The sequence below is a fragment of the Peptoniphilus grossensis genome (genome assembly GCF_001940285.1).
Classification (GTDB): domain Bacteria; phylum Bacillota; class Clostridia; order Tissierellales; family Peptoniphilaceae; genus Peptoniphilus_A; species Peptoniphilus_A faecalis.
The window spans coordinates 617544-637856 of record NZ_MJIH01000001.1; the positions used below are offsets into that span (position 1 = coordinate 617544).

General features: G+C 31.0%; 21 protein-coding genes. All 21 read right to left on the bottom strand.

All coding sequences use genetic code 11. The features are described from left to right. Nucleotides 1–2 precede the first annotated feature (2 nt). The 21 genes from BIV18_RS02945 to BIV18_RS03045 all read right to left on the bottom strand — a co-directional run bounded on the left by BIV18_RS02945 (nucleotide 3) and on the right by BIV18_RS03045 (nucleotide 20304). The gene (locus BIV18_RS02945) at nucleotides 3–1175 is read right to left on the bottom strand and encodes a UxaA family hydrolase (protein ID WP_075659217.1); all 1173 of its coding nucleotides are present in this window, start codon (nucleotides 1173–1175) and stop codon (nucleotides 3–5) included. Nucleotides 1176–1192: 17 nt separating this feature from the next. After that, nucleotides 1193–1486 carry a UxaA family hydrolase gene (locus BIV18_RS02950; RefSeq protein WP_075659218.1) on the bottom strand — a complete coding sequence of 98 codons (294 nt, stop codon included), beginning with the start codon at nucleotides 1484–1486 and terminating at the stop codon, nucleotides 1193–1195. A 12-nt stretch (nucleotides 1487–1498) separates the two neighbouring features. Then, nucleotides 1499–2485: a 2-keto-3-deoxygluconate permease gene (locus BIV18_RS02955; protein ID WP_075659219.1), complete on the bottom strand. Its 987-nt coding sequence runs from the start codon at nucleotides 2483–2485 to the stop codon at nucleotides 1499–1501. Between the two features lie 56 nt (nucleotides 2486–2541). Further along, nucleotides 2542–3333: an amidohydrolase family protein gene (locus tag BIV18_RS02960; RefSeq protein WP_075659220.1), complete on the bottom strand. Its 792-nt coding sequence runs from the start codon at nucleotides 3331–3333 to the stop codon at nucleotides 2542–2544. Between the two features lie 2 nt (nucleotides 3334–3335). Further along, nucleotides 3336–4583 (bottom strand): sugar MFS transporter, encoded by a 1248-nt coding sequence (locus BIV18_RS02965; protein ID WP_075659221.1) that lies wholly within the window; start codon nucleotides 4581–4583, stop codon nucleotides 3336–3338. Nucleotides 4584–4608: 25 nt separating this feature from the next. Then, complete coding sequence (locus BIV18_RS02970) at nucleotides 4609–5400, bottom strand: SDR family oxidoreductase (RefSeq protein ID WP_075659222.1); 792 nt, start codon at nucleotides 5398–5400, stop codon at nucleotides 4609–4611. A gap of 38 nt (nucleotides 5401–5438) precedes the next feature. Further along, nucleotides 5439–6590 (bottom strand): lactaldehyde reductase, encoded by a 1152-nt coding sequence (gene fucO, locus BIV18_RS02975; protein ID WP_075659223.1) that lies wholly within the window; start codon nucleotides 6588–6590, stop codon nucleotides 5439–5441. Between the two features lie 240 nt (nucleotides 6591–6830). Next, nucleotides 6831–8483 (bottom strand): DEAD/DEAH box helicase, encoded by a 1653-nt coding sequence (locus BIV18_RS02980; RefSeq protein ID WP_075659224.1) that lies wholly within the window; start codon nucleotides 8481–8483, stop codon nucleotides 6831–6833. A gap of 147 nt (nucleotides 8484–8630) precedes the next feature. Next, a complete protein-coding gene (locus BIV18_RS02985; RefSeq protein WP_075659225.1) occupies nucleotides 8631–8921 on the bottom strand; it encodes a rhodanese-like domain-containing protein in 291 nt (96 codons plus the stop codon). A 139-nt stretch (nucleotides 8922–9060) separates the two neighbouring features. Further along, nucleotides 9061–10008 carry a sulfate/molybdate ABC transporter ATP-binding protein gene (locus BIV18_RS02990; protein WP_075659226.1) on the bottom strand — a complete coding sequence of 316 codons (948 nt, stop codon included), beginning with the start codon at nucleotides 10006–10008 and terminating at the stop codon, nucleotides 9061–9063. Nucleotide 10009: 1 nt separating this feature from the next. Continuing rightward, on the bottom strand, nucleotides 10010–10663 hold the full coding sequence (modB, locus tag BIV18_RS02995; RefSeq protein WP_075659227.1) for a molybdate ABC transporter permease subunit: 654 nt from the start codon (nucleotides 10661–10663) through the stop codon (nucleotides 10010–10012). After that, nucleotides 10660–11454, bottom strand: a complete 795-nt coding sequence (gene modA, locus BIV18_RS03000; RefSeq protein ID WP_075659228.1) for a molybdate ABC transporter substrate-binding protein — start codon at nucleotides 11452–11454, stop codon at nucleotides 10660–10662. The genes modB and modA overlap by 4 nt, the downstream gene beginning before the upstream one ends. A 1-nt stretch (nucleotide 11455) precedes the next feature. Continuing rightward, on the bottom strand, nucleotides 11456–12388 hold the full coding sequence (locus BIV18_RS10915; protein WP_075659229.1) for an MOSC domain-containing protein: 933 nt from the start codon (nucleotides 12386–12388) through the stop codon (nucleotides 11456–11458). Between the two features lies 1 nt (nucleotide 12389). After that, nucleotides 12390–13361, bottom strand: a complete 972-nt coding sequence (moaA, locus tag BIV18_RS03010; protein ID WP_075659230.1) for a GTP 3',8-cyclase MoaA — start codon at nucleotides 13359–13361, stop codon at nucleotides 12390–12392. Continuing rightward, on the bottom strand, nucleotides 13362–13838 hold the full coding sequence (gene moaC / locus BIV18_RS03015; protein ID WP_075659231.1) for a cyclic pyranopterin monophosphate synthase MoaC: 477 nt from the start codon (nucleotides 13836–13838) through the stop codon (nucleotides 13362–13364). Between the two features lies 1 nt (nucleotide 13839). After that, the gene (locus BIV18_RS03020; RefSeq protein ID WP_075659232.1) at nucleotides 13840–14865 is read right to left on the bottom strand and encodes a molybdopterin-binding protein; all 1026 of its coding nucleotides are present in this window, start codon (nucleotides 14863–14865) and stop codon (nucleotides 13840–13842) included. A gap of 60 nt (nucleotides 14866–14925) precedes the next feature. Then, the gene (locus BIV18_RS03025) at nucleotides 14926–15534 is read right to left on the bottom strand and encodes a nucleotidyltransferase family protein (protein ID WP_075659233.1); all 609 of its coding nucleotides are present in this window, start codon (nucleotides 15532–15534) and stop codon (nucleotides 14926–14928) included. Continuing rightward, nucleotides 15531–16493, bottom strand: a complete 963-nt coding sequence (locus tag BIV18_RS03030) for an XdhC family protein (RefSeq protein WP_075659234.1) — start codon at nucleotides 16491–16493, stop codon at nucleotides 15531–15533. Before BIV18_RS03030 ends, BIV18_RS03025 begins: the two co-directional genes overlap by 4 nt. A 26-nt stretch (nucleotides 16494–16519) precedes the next feature. Beyond that, nucleotides 16520–17164, bottom strand: a complete 645-nt coding sequence (locus BIV18_RS03035) for a GntR family transcriptional regulator (RefSeq protein WP_075659235.1) — start codon at nucleotides 17162–17164, stop codon at nucleotides 16520–16522. Between the two features lie 84 nt (nucleotides 17165–17248). Beyond that, nucleotides 17249–18799, bottom strand: coding sequence for a BCCT family transporter (locus BIV18_RS03040; RefSeq protein ID WP_075659236.1), 1551 nt, complete (start codon nucleotides 18797–18799; stop codon nucleotides 17249–17251). An 8-nt stretch (nucleotides 18800–18807) separates the two neighbouring features. Next, nucleotides 18808–20304 carry an HAL/PAL/TAL family ammonia-lyase gene (locus BIV18_RS03045; RefSeq protein WP_075660367.1) on the bottom strand — a complete coding sequence of 499 codons (1497 nt, stop codon included), beginning with the start codon at nucleotides 20302–20304 and terminating at the stop codon, nucleotides 18808–18810. Nucleotides 20305–20313: the final 9 nt, after the last annotated feature.

Sequence of the window (20313 nt, forward strand, 5' to 3'; positions counted from 1 at the left end):
TTTTAAACAAAATTTGCCCCTCTTTGAATAGCTATTTCCGTATAACCTAGAGCTTCAGCTTTTGTTAATTTTCCATTACAGAAATCAATTAACTCGTCAAAACATTCATCTGCAAGCTCTTCCATGGTTTTTTCTCCATAAATCGTTGGACTAGCATCCCAATCTAAGTTATCTGACATAGTTTTTGCAGTCTCTCTATTTCCTGTAATTTTAATAACTGGTGCTATAGGATTTCCTGTTGGAGTTCCTCTTCCTGTAGAAAATACTACTATTTGACAACCGCCAGCAATCATTCCTGCTACTGATGACGGATCATTCCCAGGTGTATCCATAATAACTAATCCTTCTTTAGTTTTAAGTTGTTTTGAATAATCATATACTGCATTTACAGTAGTTGTACCACCCTTATGAATGCAACCTAATGATTTTTCTTCAAGTGTTGTAAGTCCACCCTCTTTATTTCCCGGCGATGGATTACCTTCTCTAACTTCTTCCCCTGTATTCATTTGGATATGATCTTCGAATCTATGAACTATATCATAAATTCTTTTCTTTACCTCTTCATTTTTAGCTCTTCTTGCTAAAATATGCTCCGCTCCAATAAATTCAGTTGTTTCGCTAAGTACTGTTGTACCTCCGTTTTCAACCATTTTATCTGAAAGATTTCCTATTAATACGTTTGAAGCTAATCCACTTGTTGGATCTGATCCACCACATTCTGTTCCCATTATAAGTTCAGAAACTGGAAACTCTTCTCTTCTTTCCATACTAGCTTCTGCTACAAATTCTTTAGCGTATCTTGTCGCTTTTTCAATTGCTTTTAAAGTTCCACCTTCTTCTTGAATTATAACAGATCTAAGTGGTTTGTTTGTTCTTTTTTCAATTTCTGCCTTAACTAAGTTAAGTTGAGCATTTTCACAGCCTAAAGAAACTAAAACTGTAGCATATATATTAGGATTAGCTGCAAATCCAGAAATTGTATCTAATGTATATTCAAAGTCTTTTCCTAATTGTGAACAGCCTAATTGCATATTAAATGTAACTGCCTCTTTAACTTGTCCCGCAATAATTCTAGTTGTATCTGATGCACATACTGAGCATGGCAAAATTAATATATGGTTTCTTATTCCAACTCTACCATCGCTTCTTTTATATCCCCAAAATGTCCTAGTCATTTGATTAATCCTCCTATTTATTCTATAGCTTCTAAATCTTCACGTCTGCCTTCAATATTATGGTCATGAACATGTTCCCCTATTTTTATATCATTTAGTGCAAATCCAATATGCTCTCCATACTTAATGACAGGTTCTCCTTTTTTAATATCAGTCAAAGCTAATTTATGATAAATTTTTATATCATCAATAGCTTTTATACTTTTAATATTTCCATTTAAGTCTTTAAATTCTACTATGTCGCCTTTTTTTATTGGTTCTATTGCTACTATAACATTATCTTTTTCACTTATAATTACTGCATTTATCATATTATTCTCCTATCATTTTGCTTTCCAATCTTTCTTACTAAAATCTTGTCCTGGTAATGGATATTTTGGACAACCATATTTCTTAGCCCACCAAGCTGTTATAATTGGTATTAATATAGCTGTCATAACTGTTGAAGCAGCTACCTGAGTTGTAGCAGCTGTTACATATGGAGTCCATGAAGGGTCAATAGATGCTACTACCGCTGGAACTGCTATAGCATTGCCAGCTGTCGATGAAACTGCCCAACCAGCATATCCTGGTCTCTTATTAAATATCCTGTCACAAAGTACTACGAAAGGACCACTTATGCATACCGTGATTATTCCTAGTAATATTCCAGGTGCTCCACCTGCAACTATTCCCTTTACATCTATTCCTGCACCTAGCGTTATCCCTACGAAAGGAAGTAGCAATCCTATTCCTGGTTCTAAAAACTCACTCATTTTCTTATCTATATTTCCTATAAGCATACCAAATAAAATAGGAACTATTACCGCAATTAAAGATACTATGGGAATTTGAGCAAGTCCACTAGCTCCTAGTGTAATAAGTGTTAAAAAAGGACCATCGTTTATAGCCAATAAGCTCATAGCTGTTTGGTCTACCTCATCTCCATATTCTACGTTTAAAGCCAAGTACATTGAACCATTGGAGTTAGTTATAGCACTTATAACTGCAAGTGTTGTTAGACCGAGTATTCCTTCCATTCCAAATAATTTTCCAATTATTATGCCAAGAACAGCTCCTATGGCATATTTTGAAACAAGTAAAACCCCTCCTCTTTTAACTACTTCTGCAAGTTCTTTTACTCTTAGTTGAGCTCCCATACATACAAGCTGAACTCCAAGTACAGCTGCTGTTCCTGCACTAGTAAATACTGCCGTAGTAAATGAACCTATTTGTAACATTTCTGGAAAGAATGTATTTATGAGAGCCGATAGAAACATTGGTACTATCATCATTCCAGCTGGAACTTTTTTCAAAAATTTTAAAATCATATATCCTCCTAACTATTTAAACAATTTAAGTGTGGCCATAAACCTATTTAATTATTTTATAGACTATAGCATTTTTTTGCGTTGTTATAGAAGAAGTCTTCATCATTACCAAATGCTTCTATCAGTAAATCTATATGCTCTTTTAAATTAGAGTAAATATTAATAACTGGCCAGTTTGATGCATATATTAACCTATCTTTTGCAAATGTATCTTTTGTAAAACTTAACAAATCTCTTACAAATTCTTTATCTTCTGTTTTATATCCTGATACTTTTACATAAAGATTTGGAAATTTTGCCAAAGCTTTCATATTATTTTTGTACTCTTCTGTCAATTCTTCAACATTTCCCAAATGATTTAAAACAACTTTGGCATCTGGAGTTTTTTCCATCATTTTTACCAAATCTGAAAGCTCATCTACTCTATTACAAGAGTCAAATGTCATATTGTTTTTAGTAAGTTCTTTGATACCTTCTATAAAAGAATCTTCAAGACACATTCCTTTTGGAGCATCTTCTGTATGAAGTGGTTCTCTTATTCCTGTTGCGAGAAGAGGTACTCTCATAGTTGGTGCTACTTTTGCTCTTGCTACTATGGCAAGTATTTTGTCATTATTTGCTTTTTCTTTATAAAGTATTTCATCTTCTAAGATAGGGTCATCTGAGTCAACTTCTACATAAACCCCTCCTACAAAATCTACATTATCAATCTTTTTATATTCATTAATATAATCATCTATAGAATAGCTCTTTTTTAACTCTTCTACATCTTTCAGCCAAGGTAAGTTTTGCTTATCTAGGTTCCAAATGTGAAAGTGTGTATCTATAAGTTTAATTTTATCTGTCATTATTAACTCCTTTTTGAACCAACAAATCCATACCAAGCACAGTATATAAATCCTATTATAGTTGTTGCCATAGCTATTTGAAGATTAAATCTTTCTCCTATTGCAGATATAACAACTGGTATAAGAGCAGCTCCTACTATACTCATCGTTAGAATTGATGCTCCTGTCTTGGCATCATTTCCTTTTATTCCAACCAAAGCCAATGAATAAATTGTTGGAAAACCAATGGATATAAATAGGTATGCTACTATGAAGGCTATTACTGAGAATTTACCTAGTCCTATACTTACTATAATCATTAAGGCTGCTGTTATAGCCATATATACACCTAAGATTTTATTGGGTTCTATCTTATTCATTAATGGTGTAGTTATAAATCTTCCCATAGTGAATAATAATGAAACTATTGAAAGATATTTAGTAGCAGTTCCTGCACTCATTCCTTCCCAAAATTCCATTGCATATGCTGAAAATAAAGACATGCCTACTACTTGTAATCCTATAAATACAAAGGCTGCAATTACGCCTAGTTTAAAGTGTTTGATTTTAAAAAGTCTCTTTAGAGCAGCAGATGTCGATTCACTATTCGCTATTTCTTCGTCATTATCTGGGCTTGGAAGTTTTATAAAGAAGAATAATAAGAACACTATAGCAAGCGCTATGGCAATTCCAATATATATAATTCTTGTTCCAGATAAAAATTCAACTTTTGCTTGTTCAAACCCTGGTTGATTAGAAGCTACTGTTTCTCCTATCAATGATCCAAGTATAAATGGCCCAACTATATTTCCTACACCATTAAATGATTGAGCTAAGTTTAATCTGAAGGATTCTTTCTCTGGATCTCCAAGCTTTGTTATATATGGGTTACAATTTGTCTCAAGTGTTGCAGCTCCTGATGCTGTTACGAACATTGCAAATAAGAATGTTCCATAACTCATTTTGTAAGTTGCCGGAATTGTCAAAACAGCACCTATTACAAATAGTAATAGTCCCATCATCATTCCTGCTTTGTAGCCATGCTTTCTAGCTACTACTGATGCAGGTATAGCTAGAAAAAAGTAAGCTCCATAGTAAGCCATCTGTAATAAGCTTGCCTTTGTTGATGATATTTCCATGTAATTTGCCATTGGAGTATTTAAAGCATTAACTAGATTCATTGTAAGTCCCCAAGCAAAAAATAAAAATGTCACCAAGTATATGGCAATTTTGGCTTTAGATTGTTTATTTTTATTTATTCTATCAGTCATTTTAAGTTTCCTTTTCAGTTCGCCATTAGCTTAACGCTCTGTCTAAATGTACATATCCTCCATCAACATAAACCCATTGTCCTGTTGTATGTGAAGCTCTTTCTGATAATAAGAAGCAAGCTGTATCAGCTATTTCTTCTGGCTCTGTCATTCTATTTTCAAAAGGTATCTTATCTGTTATTAATTTTAATCTTGCTTTTTGCTGTTCTTCATCTCCAAATGTTTTGATCCATTCTTTGTAAAGTGGCGTCCAAGATTCTGATACAACTATAGCATTAATTCTTACGCTATCTTTTGCCAAAGCCGCTGCCCATTCTCTTGTTAATCCTAATATAGCTCCTTTTGCTGCTGCATAAGCTGAAGTTTTACCTTGTCCTGTAACAGCTGTTTTTGATGAAATATTTACTATAGATCCCTTTACAGCCTTTATATAAGGAATAGCTTGATGGACTAATTCATAATAATGAGTTAAATTTGAATGGATTGATTTTTCAAATTCTTGCCAACTTGTTTCTTCAAGAGATAAGTTGTCATTTTTACCAGCGTTGTTTACAACACCATCGATTTTCCCATATTTTTCAACTACATCTTTAACTATTCCTTCTATTTCTTCAGTATTATTTAAGTCTATAAAGTAAAGAGAATAATTGTCAGTGATTTTTTCCATTTCAGCCTTGAAGTCTTCAACTACATTATTTTTTCTGTTTAATACAACTGGAATTGCACCTTCTCTTGCTAATTGTAAAGCTATAGCTCTACCGATTCCTTTTAAACCACCTGTTACTATATATACTTTATCTTTTAAATTTAAATCCATTTTTATCTCCTTTATTTATCTTTTATTTTACTTGTTTTCTATATAAGTTTTTTATAAAGTTCAATTATTTCTTCTTTTGTAGGATCTTTTGGGTTTCCTGGCCTACATGCATCATCCATAGCTGATTGAGCTAAAAATTCTATATCTTCTTCTTTAACTATATCTTTTAAATCTTCTGGAATTTTCACGCTTATAGATAAGTCTTTTACAGCTTTTACTGCAGCTTTTCTATATTTATCCTCGCTCATTTCGTCTACACCTTTAACTCCCATCGCCCTTGCTATTTCTCTATATTTTTCTCCAGTTGCTCCTGCGTTATATTCCATAACTGTTGGAAGAAGTATTGCATTGGCAACTCCATGTGGAGTGTCATATAATGCACCAAGTGGATGAGCCATTGAGTGAACTAATCCAAGTCCTACATTTGAAAATCCCATTCCTGCCACATATTGAGCTAGTGCTAATTTTTCTCTAGCTTCCTTATCATTTTCACAAGCTTTAGGTAAATATTTTGCAATTAATTCTATAGCTTTAATATGGAACATATCTGAAAGATCATTAGCATCTTTTGTTATATATCCTTCTATTGCATGTGTTAAAGCGTCCATTCCTGTGGATGCCGTTAGACCATATGGCATAGATTCCATCATTTCAGGATCTACTATTGCTGCTACTGGAATTGAATGTGGGTCTACACATACCATTTTCTTTTGGTTTTCTTCATCTGTTATAACATAATTTATTGTAACTTCTGCCGCTGTTCCTGCTGTAGTAGGAATTGCAATAATTGGTGTTGAAGGATTCTTGGTTGGAGCGACTCCTTCTAAGCTTCTTACATCTTCAAATTCAGGATTTGTATTTATAATAGCTGCACCTGCTGCACAATCCATTACTGAACCACCACCTATGGCAACTATTCCATCAGCTTCAAAGTCTTTTAAAACTTTTAGCCCATCAAGTACGTTTTTAATTGATGGATTTGGTTTAATATCTGTAAAATATGTATATTCTAAGCCTTCAACTTGATCTAAATATTTGACTACTTTATCAGATATCTTATTTTCTTTTAAGAATCCATCTACAAAAATAACTATCTTCTTTAGTCTTTTATCCTCTACTACATCTTTTACTCCAGCTAAAGCACCATAACCATGATAACTTACTGGATTCAAAACAAATCTACTTGGCATTTTTGACCTCCTTATAATTAGTCACTTTTAAATTCTAAAACTATCTTGCTTTTTTAGTTCGTATTTACGTATTTAAAATGTATATACGAATTACTTGCTTATAATATATCTTATAGAGTAAACGTTGTCAAGTAATTTTTTTAATTTTCTTTGTTTTTTTAATTAAAAAATAATATTTAGTGTAACAAAAACTCCTCTATGTGATTTTTTCACACGAGGAGTTTTTGTCAATTTTTTAAATTATTTTTCTGAATATTCAGCTTTAAGTGATTTGCCTTTGACTTTTTTACCATCTAAATCTCTTATTGCATCTTTAATCATATTTTTTGGAATCTCTACAAAAGTAAAGTTTTGCATTATATTAATTTTCCCAATTTCACTTGGAGCTACATTTGTATGCTTACCTAAAAGCCTAATAATTTCTCTAGAATCAATGCCATCTCTCTTGCCTTTATTTATAAAAATTTTTGGTCCCTTGATTTTTTTTATTTTCCCATTATTTTTATCTCTACTTTTTCTATTAGAATTTTCTGATTTATTGGACTTACTCATTTCAAATTTTTTGCCAAAGTCAACTTTGTCAAGTTCAGTGATTCTTTTGCTTTTTGAGGACTCATTCACCATCTTTAAAAGTGATGCACTTATATCGTAAAGACTGTAACCTTCAGATAAAAGTTTATTTAAAACTTCAGTATAATCAACATTATCTTTAGCTTTTAAAATATTACTATTAACTTTATTAAATAAGTTTTCCATATTTTCTCTTTCGACATCGTACTTAGTAGGCAACTCCATCTTTTCCATTTTGATATTTGCATACTTTTCGATTTCTCTAAACTTGGAGTAATCTTTGTTAGTAATAAAAGTAAAAGAAAGTCCCTTTTTTCCAGCTCTTGCTGTACGTCCAATTCTATGGACATAATACTCCGCTTGTTGTGGAAGGTCATAGTTAAAAACTATGTCAATATCAGAAATGTCAAGACCACGTGCAGCGACATCTGTTGCTATGAGAATGTCAATTGAGTTATTCCTAAACTTCTTCATGACATTATCTCTTGAAGATTGACGCATATCGCCGTGAAGAGAATCAACTTTATATCCTTTTTGTGCAATTTCACCCTCAAGACTTTCAACCATTCTCTTTGTGTTACAAAAAATAATTGATTTTTTTGGTTTGTTAATTAAAATCAATCTATTTAAAATTTCAGTTTTCATGTTTCGGCTTAATTCTAAATAGTATTGCTTAATTTTTTCCGCAGTCAATTCTTTCTTTTCAATAATAACTTTTTTAGGGTTTTTTTGATATAGTTTTGAAAACTCCTTAATATTATTATCAAAAGTTGCTGAGAAAAATAAAGTTTGTCTATCCATATTTGTCTTTTCAATAATAGTCTTCATATCATCTCTAAAGCCCATATCGAACATTTCATCTGCTTCATCAAGTGTTAAGAATTTCAAATCATCTAGTTTAATAGTTTTCCTTTTCATGTGATCCATAATTCTTCCAGGAGTACCAACGACAATACTCGCACCCCTCTTTAGCTCTCTAAGTTGTTTGCCCATATCAGCACCACCATAAATAGCTACGACTTTTATAAATTTTTTATTTCTTGAAAGTTTTTGCAATTCATTAGACACTTGTCTTGCTAATTCCCTAGTAGGAACTAGGACAAGAGCTTGCAAACTTTCATAATTATTATCTTCAATTTTTTCAATCATTGGAATGCCAAAGGAAGCAGTTTTACCTGTTCCAGTTTGTGCTTGTGCAAGAAGGTCATGACCTTCTAATATTTCTGGAATAGTACTTTCCTGTACTTCCGATGGATTTTCAAAACCCATTTCCTCAATTGACTGTAAAACTTCACTAGATAATTTTAATTCGTTAAATCTCAATATATTCTCCTATTTCTTTTTTTTGAACAAAAAAAGACCGAGATTCACTCGGCCTTCAAGTTCTTTCTTTAAGTATTATAACACATAAATAATAAAAAATCTTGAAATAATCAAATTAAATAAAATAAATTTTCTATTCTTATGAATTTATTTTATTAATTCTTTTTTATATTCTAAAATCCCTCCAGCTAAATTAACGGCGTCGTATCCAAGTTCACGAAGATAGCTCGCAACTTCGTAAGAACGCCTGCCGCTTCTGCATAAAATATAAATCTCTTTATCCTTTGGGATTTTATTTAAATTATTTGGCACCATATTCATTGGAATGTGTATAGCGCCCTTGATAGTCCCTGTTTCCTTTAATTCTATATCTTCTCTAACATCAATGATGTAAGCGTCTTTGATGTTATCAATGTCATTTACATTTATTTCTTTCATTTTATTATAAAAACCACCTATAATTATTCTAGTTTATGTAGTTTTAGTATATTATTTATAAATTGTTTTTTCAAGACTATTAGAGAAACTATAGAATTGATAATATTAGTTTTTAAAATTTTTATTAAAAATAAAAAATTTACAAGGAAATATTAACAAAACTAGTTACTTCAATATTTATTTTAAATCCTATTTTTAAATCTAAATTTGATTTTATTCTAAAGGTTTTTTTTGTATCTTTATTTTTAACATTATAAAAATATCCTTCTAAATCCTCTTCCTTAGATTCGATGATAAAATTGCTACCCTCTTTTAACTTTATATTTTTTGACTTAATGGCAATATTTGGACCTGGTTTCTTTTTAAATTCAAAATCTTTCTTTTCCTCTTGACTTAAAAAAATATCAAAGCCCACAAGTTTAGCTGAATATTTATTTTTAGGATTAAAAAATACTTCTTCTTTACTTCCTAAATCCTCTATATGTCCATTTTTTATTACTAAAACATCTTCGCTAAATCTATAAACTTCTTCTTTGTTATGTGAAACCAAAATAGTAGGTATATCATAATTAGTAATTAAATCCTTGATAAATTTCTCCATTTCATCTCGCAAAACAGAATCTAAGGCTGAAAATGATTCATCTAAAAGAATAACTTCTGGATTTATAGATAACATTCTTGCCATAGCAAGTCTTTGTTTTTGACCTCCAGACAAATTTTTTGGAAATAAATCTTTTTTTTCATACAATCCAACTTTTTTTAATAATTCCTTTGTCTTTTTCTTATCTTTACAAACAAAATAAATATTTTTTTCTGCCGTCATATTTGGAAATAAGGCATAAGATTGAAACATATAGCCTACTTTTCTATTTTCTGTTTTCATAGAAAAGGATTTTGAAGAGTCGTAATACTCATTGTTGAATTTTATATAACCTTCATCTGGATCTATAAGACCTGCAATGCACTTTAAAATCATAGTTTTACCAGAGCCAGATTCGCCTAAAATCCCTAAAATTTTATTTTGACTCTTTACATTAACATCTAAATTAAAATTTCCAATTTGCTTTTTTATTTTTATTTCTATCATACTAATTTTCTCTAAAAAGTTTTTGCGACAATATGTTTGCAAGTATCATTGAACTAAAGGATATAACTATTATAGTTATTGACCATTTAAAAGCTAATAATCTATTGCCTGCCTGCACTGCAGAATAAATAGCTGTAGACATTGTTTGTGTCTTTCCAGGAATGTTTCCCGCTATCATTATTGTCGCACCAAATTCACCAAGTGCTCTGGCAAAAGTAAGTATTAAGCCAGAAAATACACCTGGTACTGAAAGTGGCAGTAAAATTTTCCAAAAAATTTTCATTTTTGAGATTCCAAGGGTTTTAGCAGCAAATAATATATCTTCACTTACTTGTTCAAAAGCTCCTAAACTCGTCCTATACATTATTGGAAGACTGACAACAATGGCAGATATAACTGCAGCTGTTGGAGTAAAAATGATGCTGATTCCTAAACTTTTTAAAAACTTTCCTATTATAGAATTTTTCCCAAATATTATTAATAAAAAAAATCCAACAACAGTTGGAGGGAGAACCATTGATAGAGTTAGAAAACCATCTACTAAGGACCTCCCCTTCTTCATATTCATAACTAAATAAGCTAAACCAATTCCCAAGAAAAAATTTATAATACTAGCTAAAAGAGCTGTTAAAAGTGAAACTAATAAGGGACTCATGCTTCAACTTTTCCAAATCCATACTTTTCAAAAATCTTCATTACTTCTTCAGATTTTAAATATTGGATAAATTTTTCAGCAAGTTCTTTATTTTTAGATTCTTTTAATGGTGCCACAGGATAAATAACTTGTTTGTGTGAATCCTTTGGCGCTGATTCAATTATTTCTACATTTGCATCCTTTAGCATAGCATCTGTCTTGTAAACAAATCCTGCATCTGCTTCACCGCTGGAAACCCAATTTAAGACTTGTCTAACATCACTTGCATAAGATGTTTTAGAGTTGACTTTGTCTGCTATTTTATAAAAGTTTAATATTTCTTGTGAATATTGACCTACTGGAACACTTTGTGGATCTCCAAGGGCAACTAATTTTACCTTATCTGTGGCTAAATCATCAATTGATTTTACTTTGCTCTTATTTTCTTTGGGAGTGATTAAAACTACATCATTTAACAATAAATTTACTTTTTCATTTTCATCAATAAAGCCTCCCTTAATTAGTGCGTCCATTTGTTTTGAAGAAGCAGACATAAATATATCTGCGTTTGCTCCTTCTTCTATTTGAGTTTGTAATGCTCCTGAACCACCGTAATTAAGTTTAAAATCTACTTTATTATCCTTATTAAAGTTTTCAGTGATTTCCTTTAATGCGTCTTGTAATGAAGCCGCTGCTGATATATATAGTTCGCCACTTTCCGCCTTTTTGTCTGAATTTTTTTCATCTTTTCCGCAGGCAACTAATCCTAATGTCATTGTAGCAATTAATACAATAAAAAATATTTTTTTCATTTTATTTTCCTCCACAATCTTTTGCTTTTTCATTTAATATATCTAAACCATGAATTAGCGGTCCTTCAAAAGCTTTAATATTTTCTCTAACAGCTTTTAATGAACCTGGCAAATTTATAATAAGCGAGCTTTTTCTAATTCCAGAAACTGCTCTTGACAACATTGCCTTATCTGTAAATTTACTGCTATATAGCCTCATGCTTTCAGCAATCCCAGGTACATTTTTTTCTAAAACATCTAATGTCGCTTCTGGAGTATTGTCTCTTGGTGAGAAACCTGTTCCACCAGTAGTTAGGACTAAATTTAGTTTTAATTTATCTGTAAAATTTTTTATAGTTTCAGAAATAATTTCTCTATCATCTGGGATTATTGTTCTAGCTGAAATTTTAAATCCCCTTTCAGAAAAAATTCTTTCGATTTCGTCTCCTGATTCGTCAAGTCTTTCTCCTCTTGAACCCTTATCTGAAACTGTAATAATTCCTAATTTATAGGGCGTATAAAATTCAACAGAAATATCATCGCCTCTTTTAAGAACCCCTCCATGCAAAACTCTTGCAAAAACGCCTTCTCTTGGCATAATACAATCTCCAAGGCTATTTCTTATGCTACATCCCTTATGACATTCTTTTCCAATCTGTGTAACTTGTAGTCTGACATCTCCTGAGACTAGTACAGTTCCAACTTTTATTTTATCAAAATCTAATCCCTTAATTAAAATATTTTCACCAAATGCTCCTTCAGGAATTTTTAATCCCTCTTTTATTTTTTCAAATTCTTCAACGGAATCCTTTGACAAAAGTGAGACTTGCCTGTGCCAATTTCCAGCATGTGCATCATTTAAAAGTCCAAATCCCTTTACAACTTCTACAGACTCTTTTGCGTGTTTTTGTGTGCCCTTTTTTTCACTTATACATAAAGCACAAATTTTTGGCATTTTATCCTCCTATTTGATTCATATTTTTTTTATCACGTTGAATTAAACTTTCATTCATATGATGCATAAGAGGTTTATTATAAATAATATCTTTAATTTTTTCTCTTAGCTCATTTTCACTTAAAGAATAAATATAGGGTCTAATATTCTCGCCCAAATCATAATAAAGGCAAAGTTTTAAAAATCCAGTTGCCGATAATCTAATTCTATTGCATTCACTACAAAATTTATTATCAATAGCATCTATAAAACCTATATTGGATCTATAATTTTGAAAAGAATAGTATTCAGCTGGTCCATTTCCCTTTTTTCCGTCAAAGTGGCTGGATTTTCCTAAAATACTTTCAATTATTTGTAGCAATTCTTTTTTGCTATACCCTAATTCTGAATTTGCAATTCCTATTGGCATGACTTTTATAAACCTAATATCTATTGGATTGTCTTTACCTAAATTAATTAAATTTTCTATATCTTCTCTATCTAAAGGTCTCATAGGAACTGTATTAATTTTTATTTTCTCGAAATCATGTTCTAAAAGTAATTTAATTCCTCCAAGAACTTTATCAAGTAAATTTCTTCCAGTGATTTTTTCGTATTTAATTGGATTTAAACTGTCTAAACTAACATTAATTCTATCAATTCCCGAGTCAATAAGATCTTTTCCATAATCTTCAAGTAAAACACCATTAGTTGTTATTGTAACTTCTCCAATGCCCTCTAGTTTTTTTAGCTCTTTTATCAAATTACAAACATCTCGTCTTACTAAAGGCTCTCCTCCTGTCAATTTAAAATTTTTAATCCCTAGAGAGATAAATATTTTTGCCAAGATTAAAATTTCCTCATAACTTAAGATATCTTCATGGTTAAGTAGTTTTACGCCTTCTTCAGGCATACAATATTTACACCTCAAATTGCATCTATCTGTTAAAGATATCCTAATATAATCAATTTTCCTTCCAAAGCTATCTCTCATTTATAAACTCCTATAAAAATCGCCTGACTTTCCTCCCGATTTATGAATTAGTTTAATGTTAGAAATTTCCATATTTTTATCTATGGCCTTACACATATCGTAAATTGTAAGAAGTGAAACTGAGCAAGCCGTCAACGCTTCCATCTCTACTCCAGTCTTGCCTACAGTTCTTACAGAAACTTCCGATTCAACATAGGATTCTTCTCTATTGATAACAAAATCTATGTCCGAGCCAGTTAACATAAGCGTGTGGCACATGGGAATTAAATCCGCTGTCCTTTTACTAGCCATTATGCCAGCAACTCTTGCCACAGCTAAAACATTGCCCTTGCTAACAGTTCCTTCTTCAATTTTTTTAATAACTTCTTTAGATGTGTAAATTCTACCCTTAGCAACTGCAATTCTTTTAGTTACATCTTTTTCAGAAATCTCGACCATTCTTGCTCTGCCGTCTTTATCAAAATGACTTAAATCCATTTTAAACTCCCTTTCCAAAAGAACATTCTGGATATGTGCAAGTTCTACATTGTAGACAAAGTCCACCATGTCCCAGCCTTGCAATTTCTTCAGCTTTAACTAAATCTTTTGCAGCTATCCTTGGAAGAATAATATCAAAAATAGTTGACCTTTCATACATTACGCAACCTGGTAAACCCATAATAGGTTTTCCCTCATCTGAATATCCTAAGCAAAACATTGCACCTGGAAGCACTGGTGCCCCATAAGTAACTAGATTTTTACTTACATTTGTAATGGCTTTTGGCGTTTTATCATCGGGGTCAACGCTCATTCCGCCAGTCAAGATTATAATATCTACATCTTTATCAAGCATCTTTTTTATTTCTCTTTCAATATCTTCACTATCGTCTGAAACTAAAACATGCTCTGTAACTTCTAAATTGTATTTTTTTACCTTTTCTTTTACCACTGGACTAAAAGTGTCCTTTATTAACCCTGAAAAAATTTCTGAACCAGTGGTTATTAGTCCAATTTTTTGATGTATAAAAGGTAAAATATTAAAAATCGCTTCTCTTCCGATTTCTGCCTTTTTAAACTCCATTTTTTCTTTTTCAATTACTAAAGGTATAATTCGAGTTCCAAAAATTTTATCATCTTTTCTAACGGGCATATTATTGTGCCTGCTTGCTACCATCATTTGAGGATCTATATTAATTTTTAATAGTCTTTCAATATCAACCTTTAATAATCCATCTAGTTCTGAAAACACATCAAATTTACCCTCACTAGGACCTTTAGCATACATATTTTTGCCCATGCACATATCTCTTAAATATTCCGCTGCTTGATCTTCGTGGATCATGCCCTCTTCTAATTCAAAAATATATATGTTTTTTTTCCCAATTTTTTTTAAGATTGGAATATCTTCTTCTTTAATAATATGTCCCTTTTTAAACCTTGGTCCCTTAAATTTATCTTTTATAATTTCTGTTATATCGTGACCAAGTACCATTCCAACTGATTTTTCTACTGGAACTTCTTTCATCCCTATAAACCTTCTCCTATATTATGTTTAAATACACTTTTATATTGTACTTATTTCCCTTTAATTTTTCCCATCAAAGTAATTTAAAATACTATTATAATCTTCTAAACTATCAATATCCTTACCTTCAATTTCACTTTCTATTTCAACAGAAATAGAGTTTTTTTCTGTGATAAATATAGATCCGCCCTCTTCACCTTTTAATTCCAAAAGTTTTTCCTTTAATGAAATTGGCATTATAACAGGAGAACCTTTTTTGCCTGCGAATCTAGGTAAAATAATTTTATCAGGATTTTTTTCAAATTCGCTTAATAATTTAACTACTGATTTTTCTTTTAAAAAGGGCTGATCTGCCATAAAAAACATATAGCCCTTTGAGTTAATTTTTGAATTTTTAATTCCAAGCTTTATGGACTCGCTCTTCCCTAAATTTGCATTTAGATTTTTTTCATAATTAATTCCCCTTTTAACTGCGTATTCTATAATCTCAGAATCATTAGTTACAACAACTTTATCCTTAAAGGGAATTGACTCAATTAAATCTAAAACATAGGAGTAAATTTTTTTCTCTGAAATTTCAGCCTTTAACTTATTGCCCTTAAATCGATTTGAATGTCCGCTAGCTAAAATAATAGCATTAACTTCGTAACTTTTTATTTTATCATTCATACATTTGTCCTATAACTTTCTATAATTTCACCGGCGATACTTATTGCAATTTCCTCTGGAGTTAGAGCTGATATTTTTATTCCCACTGGCAAGTGAACTTTCTTTTCATATTCACCTTCTAAGTCTCCGCCTAAAAAATGTTCTCTATATTTTTTAGCTTTTATTTTATTTCCCACAACGCCAATATAATAAGGTTCCTTCTTTAATACACTTTCCAAAACTTTAATATCGTATTTATGCCCTCTAGTCATAATAAGTACATAATCACTTTTTTCAATATCAATAGAATCAAGTTTATCAAAATCTATTACTATCCTTTTAGTTTTTTCAAACTCTTTTTGGCTTATAAAGTCTTCTCTATCGTCAACTACATTTATATTTAAACCTAAAAAATCAAGCACCTTAACAGTAGCCCTCGATATATGGCCTCCTCCAAAGATAAAAATCCTCATGGGTCTTTTTATTTTTATCTTAAATAAATTTCTCCTTGGATTTTCTTCTCCTGTAAAGGGAAAAATTTTTCCGTCAATTTCAATTGCAATTCCAAAATTAGAATCTTCCTTTGAAATATCATACACAAGATAAACATTATGATCTTCTACTTCTGATAAGAGTTTCTCAAAATATTCCTCATTTTTGTAATTTTCTATGTCTATATATTGAAAATGAACTCTAGTCTGTCCACCACATACCATTCCCTTTTCAGCAGCAACTTCTTTAGAAACTTCATAAAATTGTTGATCACATTTTTTTGTAGAAATTAAATTTTTTGCATGATTTATAGCTTGAAATTCCTGTTCTCCGCCACCAATAGTGCCAGAATAATATCCCTTTTCAGTTATTATCATAGTTGCTCCAACTTCTCTTGGAGCAGAGCCATGTTTGAAAATTATAGATGCCATTACAAAAGGCTCTTTTTTTCTACATAAGTATATAGCATCTTTTACAATATCTATCAAATTATCATCCCTTCAAAAATTTTTTATTACTCACTATAATTCATGTCAGCTAATCCTTTGTTAAAATGACTTTTTAATAGTTTTTTTACTTCTGACATATTATCTTTTTTAGTATACTCTAGCATGAGCTTATGCTCTTCAAAATGCTTATCTTTGTATATTCCCTTATTATATGAAGACGCCAGTATTAATAAATCAGATAAGTCGTCAAACTCCTTTATTAAATATTTATTATTTGTAGCAACAACAAATTGTCTATCAAAGTTTATTGATGTCTTTATATATTTGTAGTCAAATTTATTATTGTAATCATGTTGTTTTTTGTTCTCTTCATATGCTTTTTCAAGTAACTGTTCTAAATGTTTTTCTTGATTGTTTTCTAAAATAATATTCAAAGCACCTAAAAGTAATATTAAAATCGTCTTATTAAGATCAACTATTTCCTTTTCAGATAATGAAATTACTTTATACTTATTGTTTTCTCTTATTTCAATAAGTCCTAATGAGTATAAAGATGATAGTGCTTCCCTAATAGGAGTATTGCTTACAGAAAATTCTCTAGTTAGTTCAGATATATTGACATCTTGCCCTAATTTATATTCTTTAGTTAAAATTTTTTCTTTTATCAAATCAAAAACTTGATCTCGAATGCTCAGTCTGCTTATTTTCATTAAAATACTCCTTAAATTTTTTAAACATTATAAATTCAATATAACTTTAAACACCATTAAAGCGTTTAAAGTTATATTTTCATTCTATTCTATTATATCATCAAAGAAGAAAGTTTTGATTGCAGAAATCACTTGTAGAATAAAGATAAATAATACTACAAAGCCTCCTGCTGCCGCTAAATCTTTAACTCCTTGAACTCCTTGTTCTCCGCCGCCAAATGCCGCCATTATTATAGCTATACAAGCTATTGTACAACCCCAGATTATTTTCATAAGTCCTGGAGCTTCAGAACCTATAGGAATATTTTTCATACACATTGATGCAATAGATGTTGAAGTTGCATCTGCAGCTGTAACAAAAGACATTAATATTACAAATAAATTTATAGGTATTAATATAGCTGATAGCGGCAAACTTTTTATAAATTCAAACAATGCCATTGTTGCATTAGTATTTGCGATAGCACTAACTAGATCGAGTTCACCCTTCATTTGCATAAATAAAGCATTGTTGCCCCAAACTCCAAACCAAATTATTCCAAAAACTGCTGGTAATAATAAGTTTATTGTCAAAAATTCTCTTATAGTTCTACCATAGGAAATTTGTGCTAAAAATATTCCTGTAACTGGTGCATAGGCAATCCAAACTGCAAAATCAAATAATGTCCACGATCTAACAAGGGGTTCTCCACCAATATCTATTGGATCTAATCCCCATTTCCAAAAATTACTTAGCCATTCCGCCATGCCTGCTGTTGAATTTCTCAAAATAAATAAAGTTGGTCCAACTACAAATAAGAAAATTAACAATCCATAGTAAAAATAAGCATTTAAATTTCCAACTTTTGCCAATCCTTTGCTTAATCCTGCATATGATGACATACAAAATAAGATTACAATTAAAACTCCGATCCCTATAAATAATGGCATCGTCGGTTCAATTCCATACCCTGATTTTAGTCCAGTTGTCAAAAGAACTAAACATACAGTGAATCCAGAAGACAACCCTAAAGCTATACCAAGCATTGATAAAACATCAATTACTGTTGAAGCTTTAGAAGTCTTTATCTTTTCTCCAAATAGAGGTGTAAGAGTAGCTGTAACTGACAATTGTTGTTTCTTGTTAAAATACATATAAGCAGTTAATACGCCAATAAGTGCATAAATAGCATAAGGTGCAAAAGTCCAGTTGTAAAAGCACCTTCCCATAGCAAATCTTAAAGCCTCTTCAGAAAATGGAGCAATATTTAATTTGTCCAATTCTCCCCATATATTTCCATAATAAATTAAGGGCTCATTAACTCCCCAAGTTACTATACCTGTAGCAACTCCACCAGTTAATGTCATTGCAAACCAAGTTTTAAAAGAATACTTAGGTTTTGCATCAGCTCCGCCAAGTCTAATTTTTCCAACTTTAGAAAACAATATTACAAAAGTTAAAATAAGTACGAAAATTGTTAAAATTTGATATAACCATCCAAAATTATCTAAGGACCAAGTAAAAATTTTATTTGATATTGTAGACAATGCTTTGTTGTTTACAATGCCAATTATTGCAGCTGATAATATAAGTATGAACCCCGGTATAAATACTTGCCATCTTATCTCTTTTTTATTTAAGTTTTTCTTTTCCATATTTTACCTCATATATTTAATAATTCTTTTGATTTAATACAATCATAGGCTTTTTTAATATCTTTAGATACATTTCTATCTTTATCATAGTATTTAACATATCTCCTAAAAATTTCGTAAGCTTTTTTAGTGCCTTTGCCAAGCTTAATATCCCCTCTTAAATCTATTGCTTGACAAGCGTGTATTGCCTCTATTCCCAATATGTAATAAATATTATCAAGCATTTGCATTATTTTGTAACATGCCAAAGGTAAATTTGATGCATGATCTTCAATTCCTCCAGCTAGTGCGTAAAAATCCATTGAAGATGGATTAGCAAGCCCTCTATTTTGAGTATCTAACATTGTATAAGTTTTTTGAATAGTACCAAAGGCAATTGTTGTTACTTCCTTAGGAGTTAAAAATCTTGTGAGACCTGTAAAACTTGGATCTGCAAGTTTTATCATTCTATAACATGAAGTCTTTGATAAATGACTTAATGCAGTTGCTATCATTTCAACGCCAACAGCAAGAGATGTTACTTCAAAATTTGCACTCACAAAGGAAGATCCTTCTTCTAATACTATACATGGATTGTCATCAGTTGAATTCATGGCAATTAGTAATTGTTTTTCGACATAATCCAAAACATCGTATATTGTTCCATTTACAGCATGTGCACATCTAAAACATAAGGGATCTTGAAGTGCTCTATTTTCATCATAATCATAGAGATAACTTCCCTCTAAAAACTTTCTACACATTCTTGCAGATTCAACTTGACCTTTAAAACCTCTAAGTGCATTTACATCTTCACGAAGCTGCTCCGTAACGCCATTTAATCCTTCTAAACTCATACAAAAAATTAAATTTGTCATTTTGGCAACTTCTCTTACTTCTTTTATTATAGTGGCGACCATTGCCTCGCCCTGTGCATTTGAAGAAACAATACTTAATCCATCTTTTGGTCCTAATTTTGCAGGTTTTAAACCTATTCGTTCCATTGCAAGCTTTGAATTAATAATTTTGCCATTGAAACTAACATCTTCTTCTCCAATAAAAGCTAGTCCAATATGAGACAAAGTTGTAATATCCGCTTCACCTATAGATGAACGCATTGGGATTCTTGGATGAATTCTATAATTTAAAAATTTTTTATAATGTTCGAGTAAATCTAAACTTAATCCCGTACAACCGATCAAAGCTTTATTAAGTCTTATCAATAGAATAGCTCTTACTTGTTCATCTGTATGATAGGGCTCAACTCCCAAACAATGTGAATTTAAAAGATTTTTATTATACTGTTCAAAAAAATCCTCATCAAATTCTTTATCTTTATTCCATCCAACACCTCTATTTAAACCATAAACAGGTTTCCCTTCTGCAGCCATGTCAAACAGAATTTGTCTAGCTTTTTTAACTCTTTCCTTAGCATCTTCAGATATATCTACTAGTCTATTCTCATAGGCAACTTGATATATTTCTTCCAAGGACAATGCTTCTCCCTTTAAAACAAGCTTTTCCATTCTTTCACC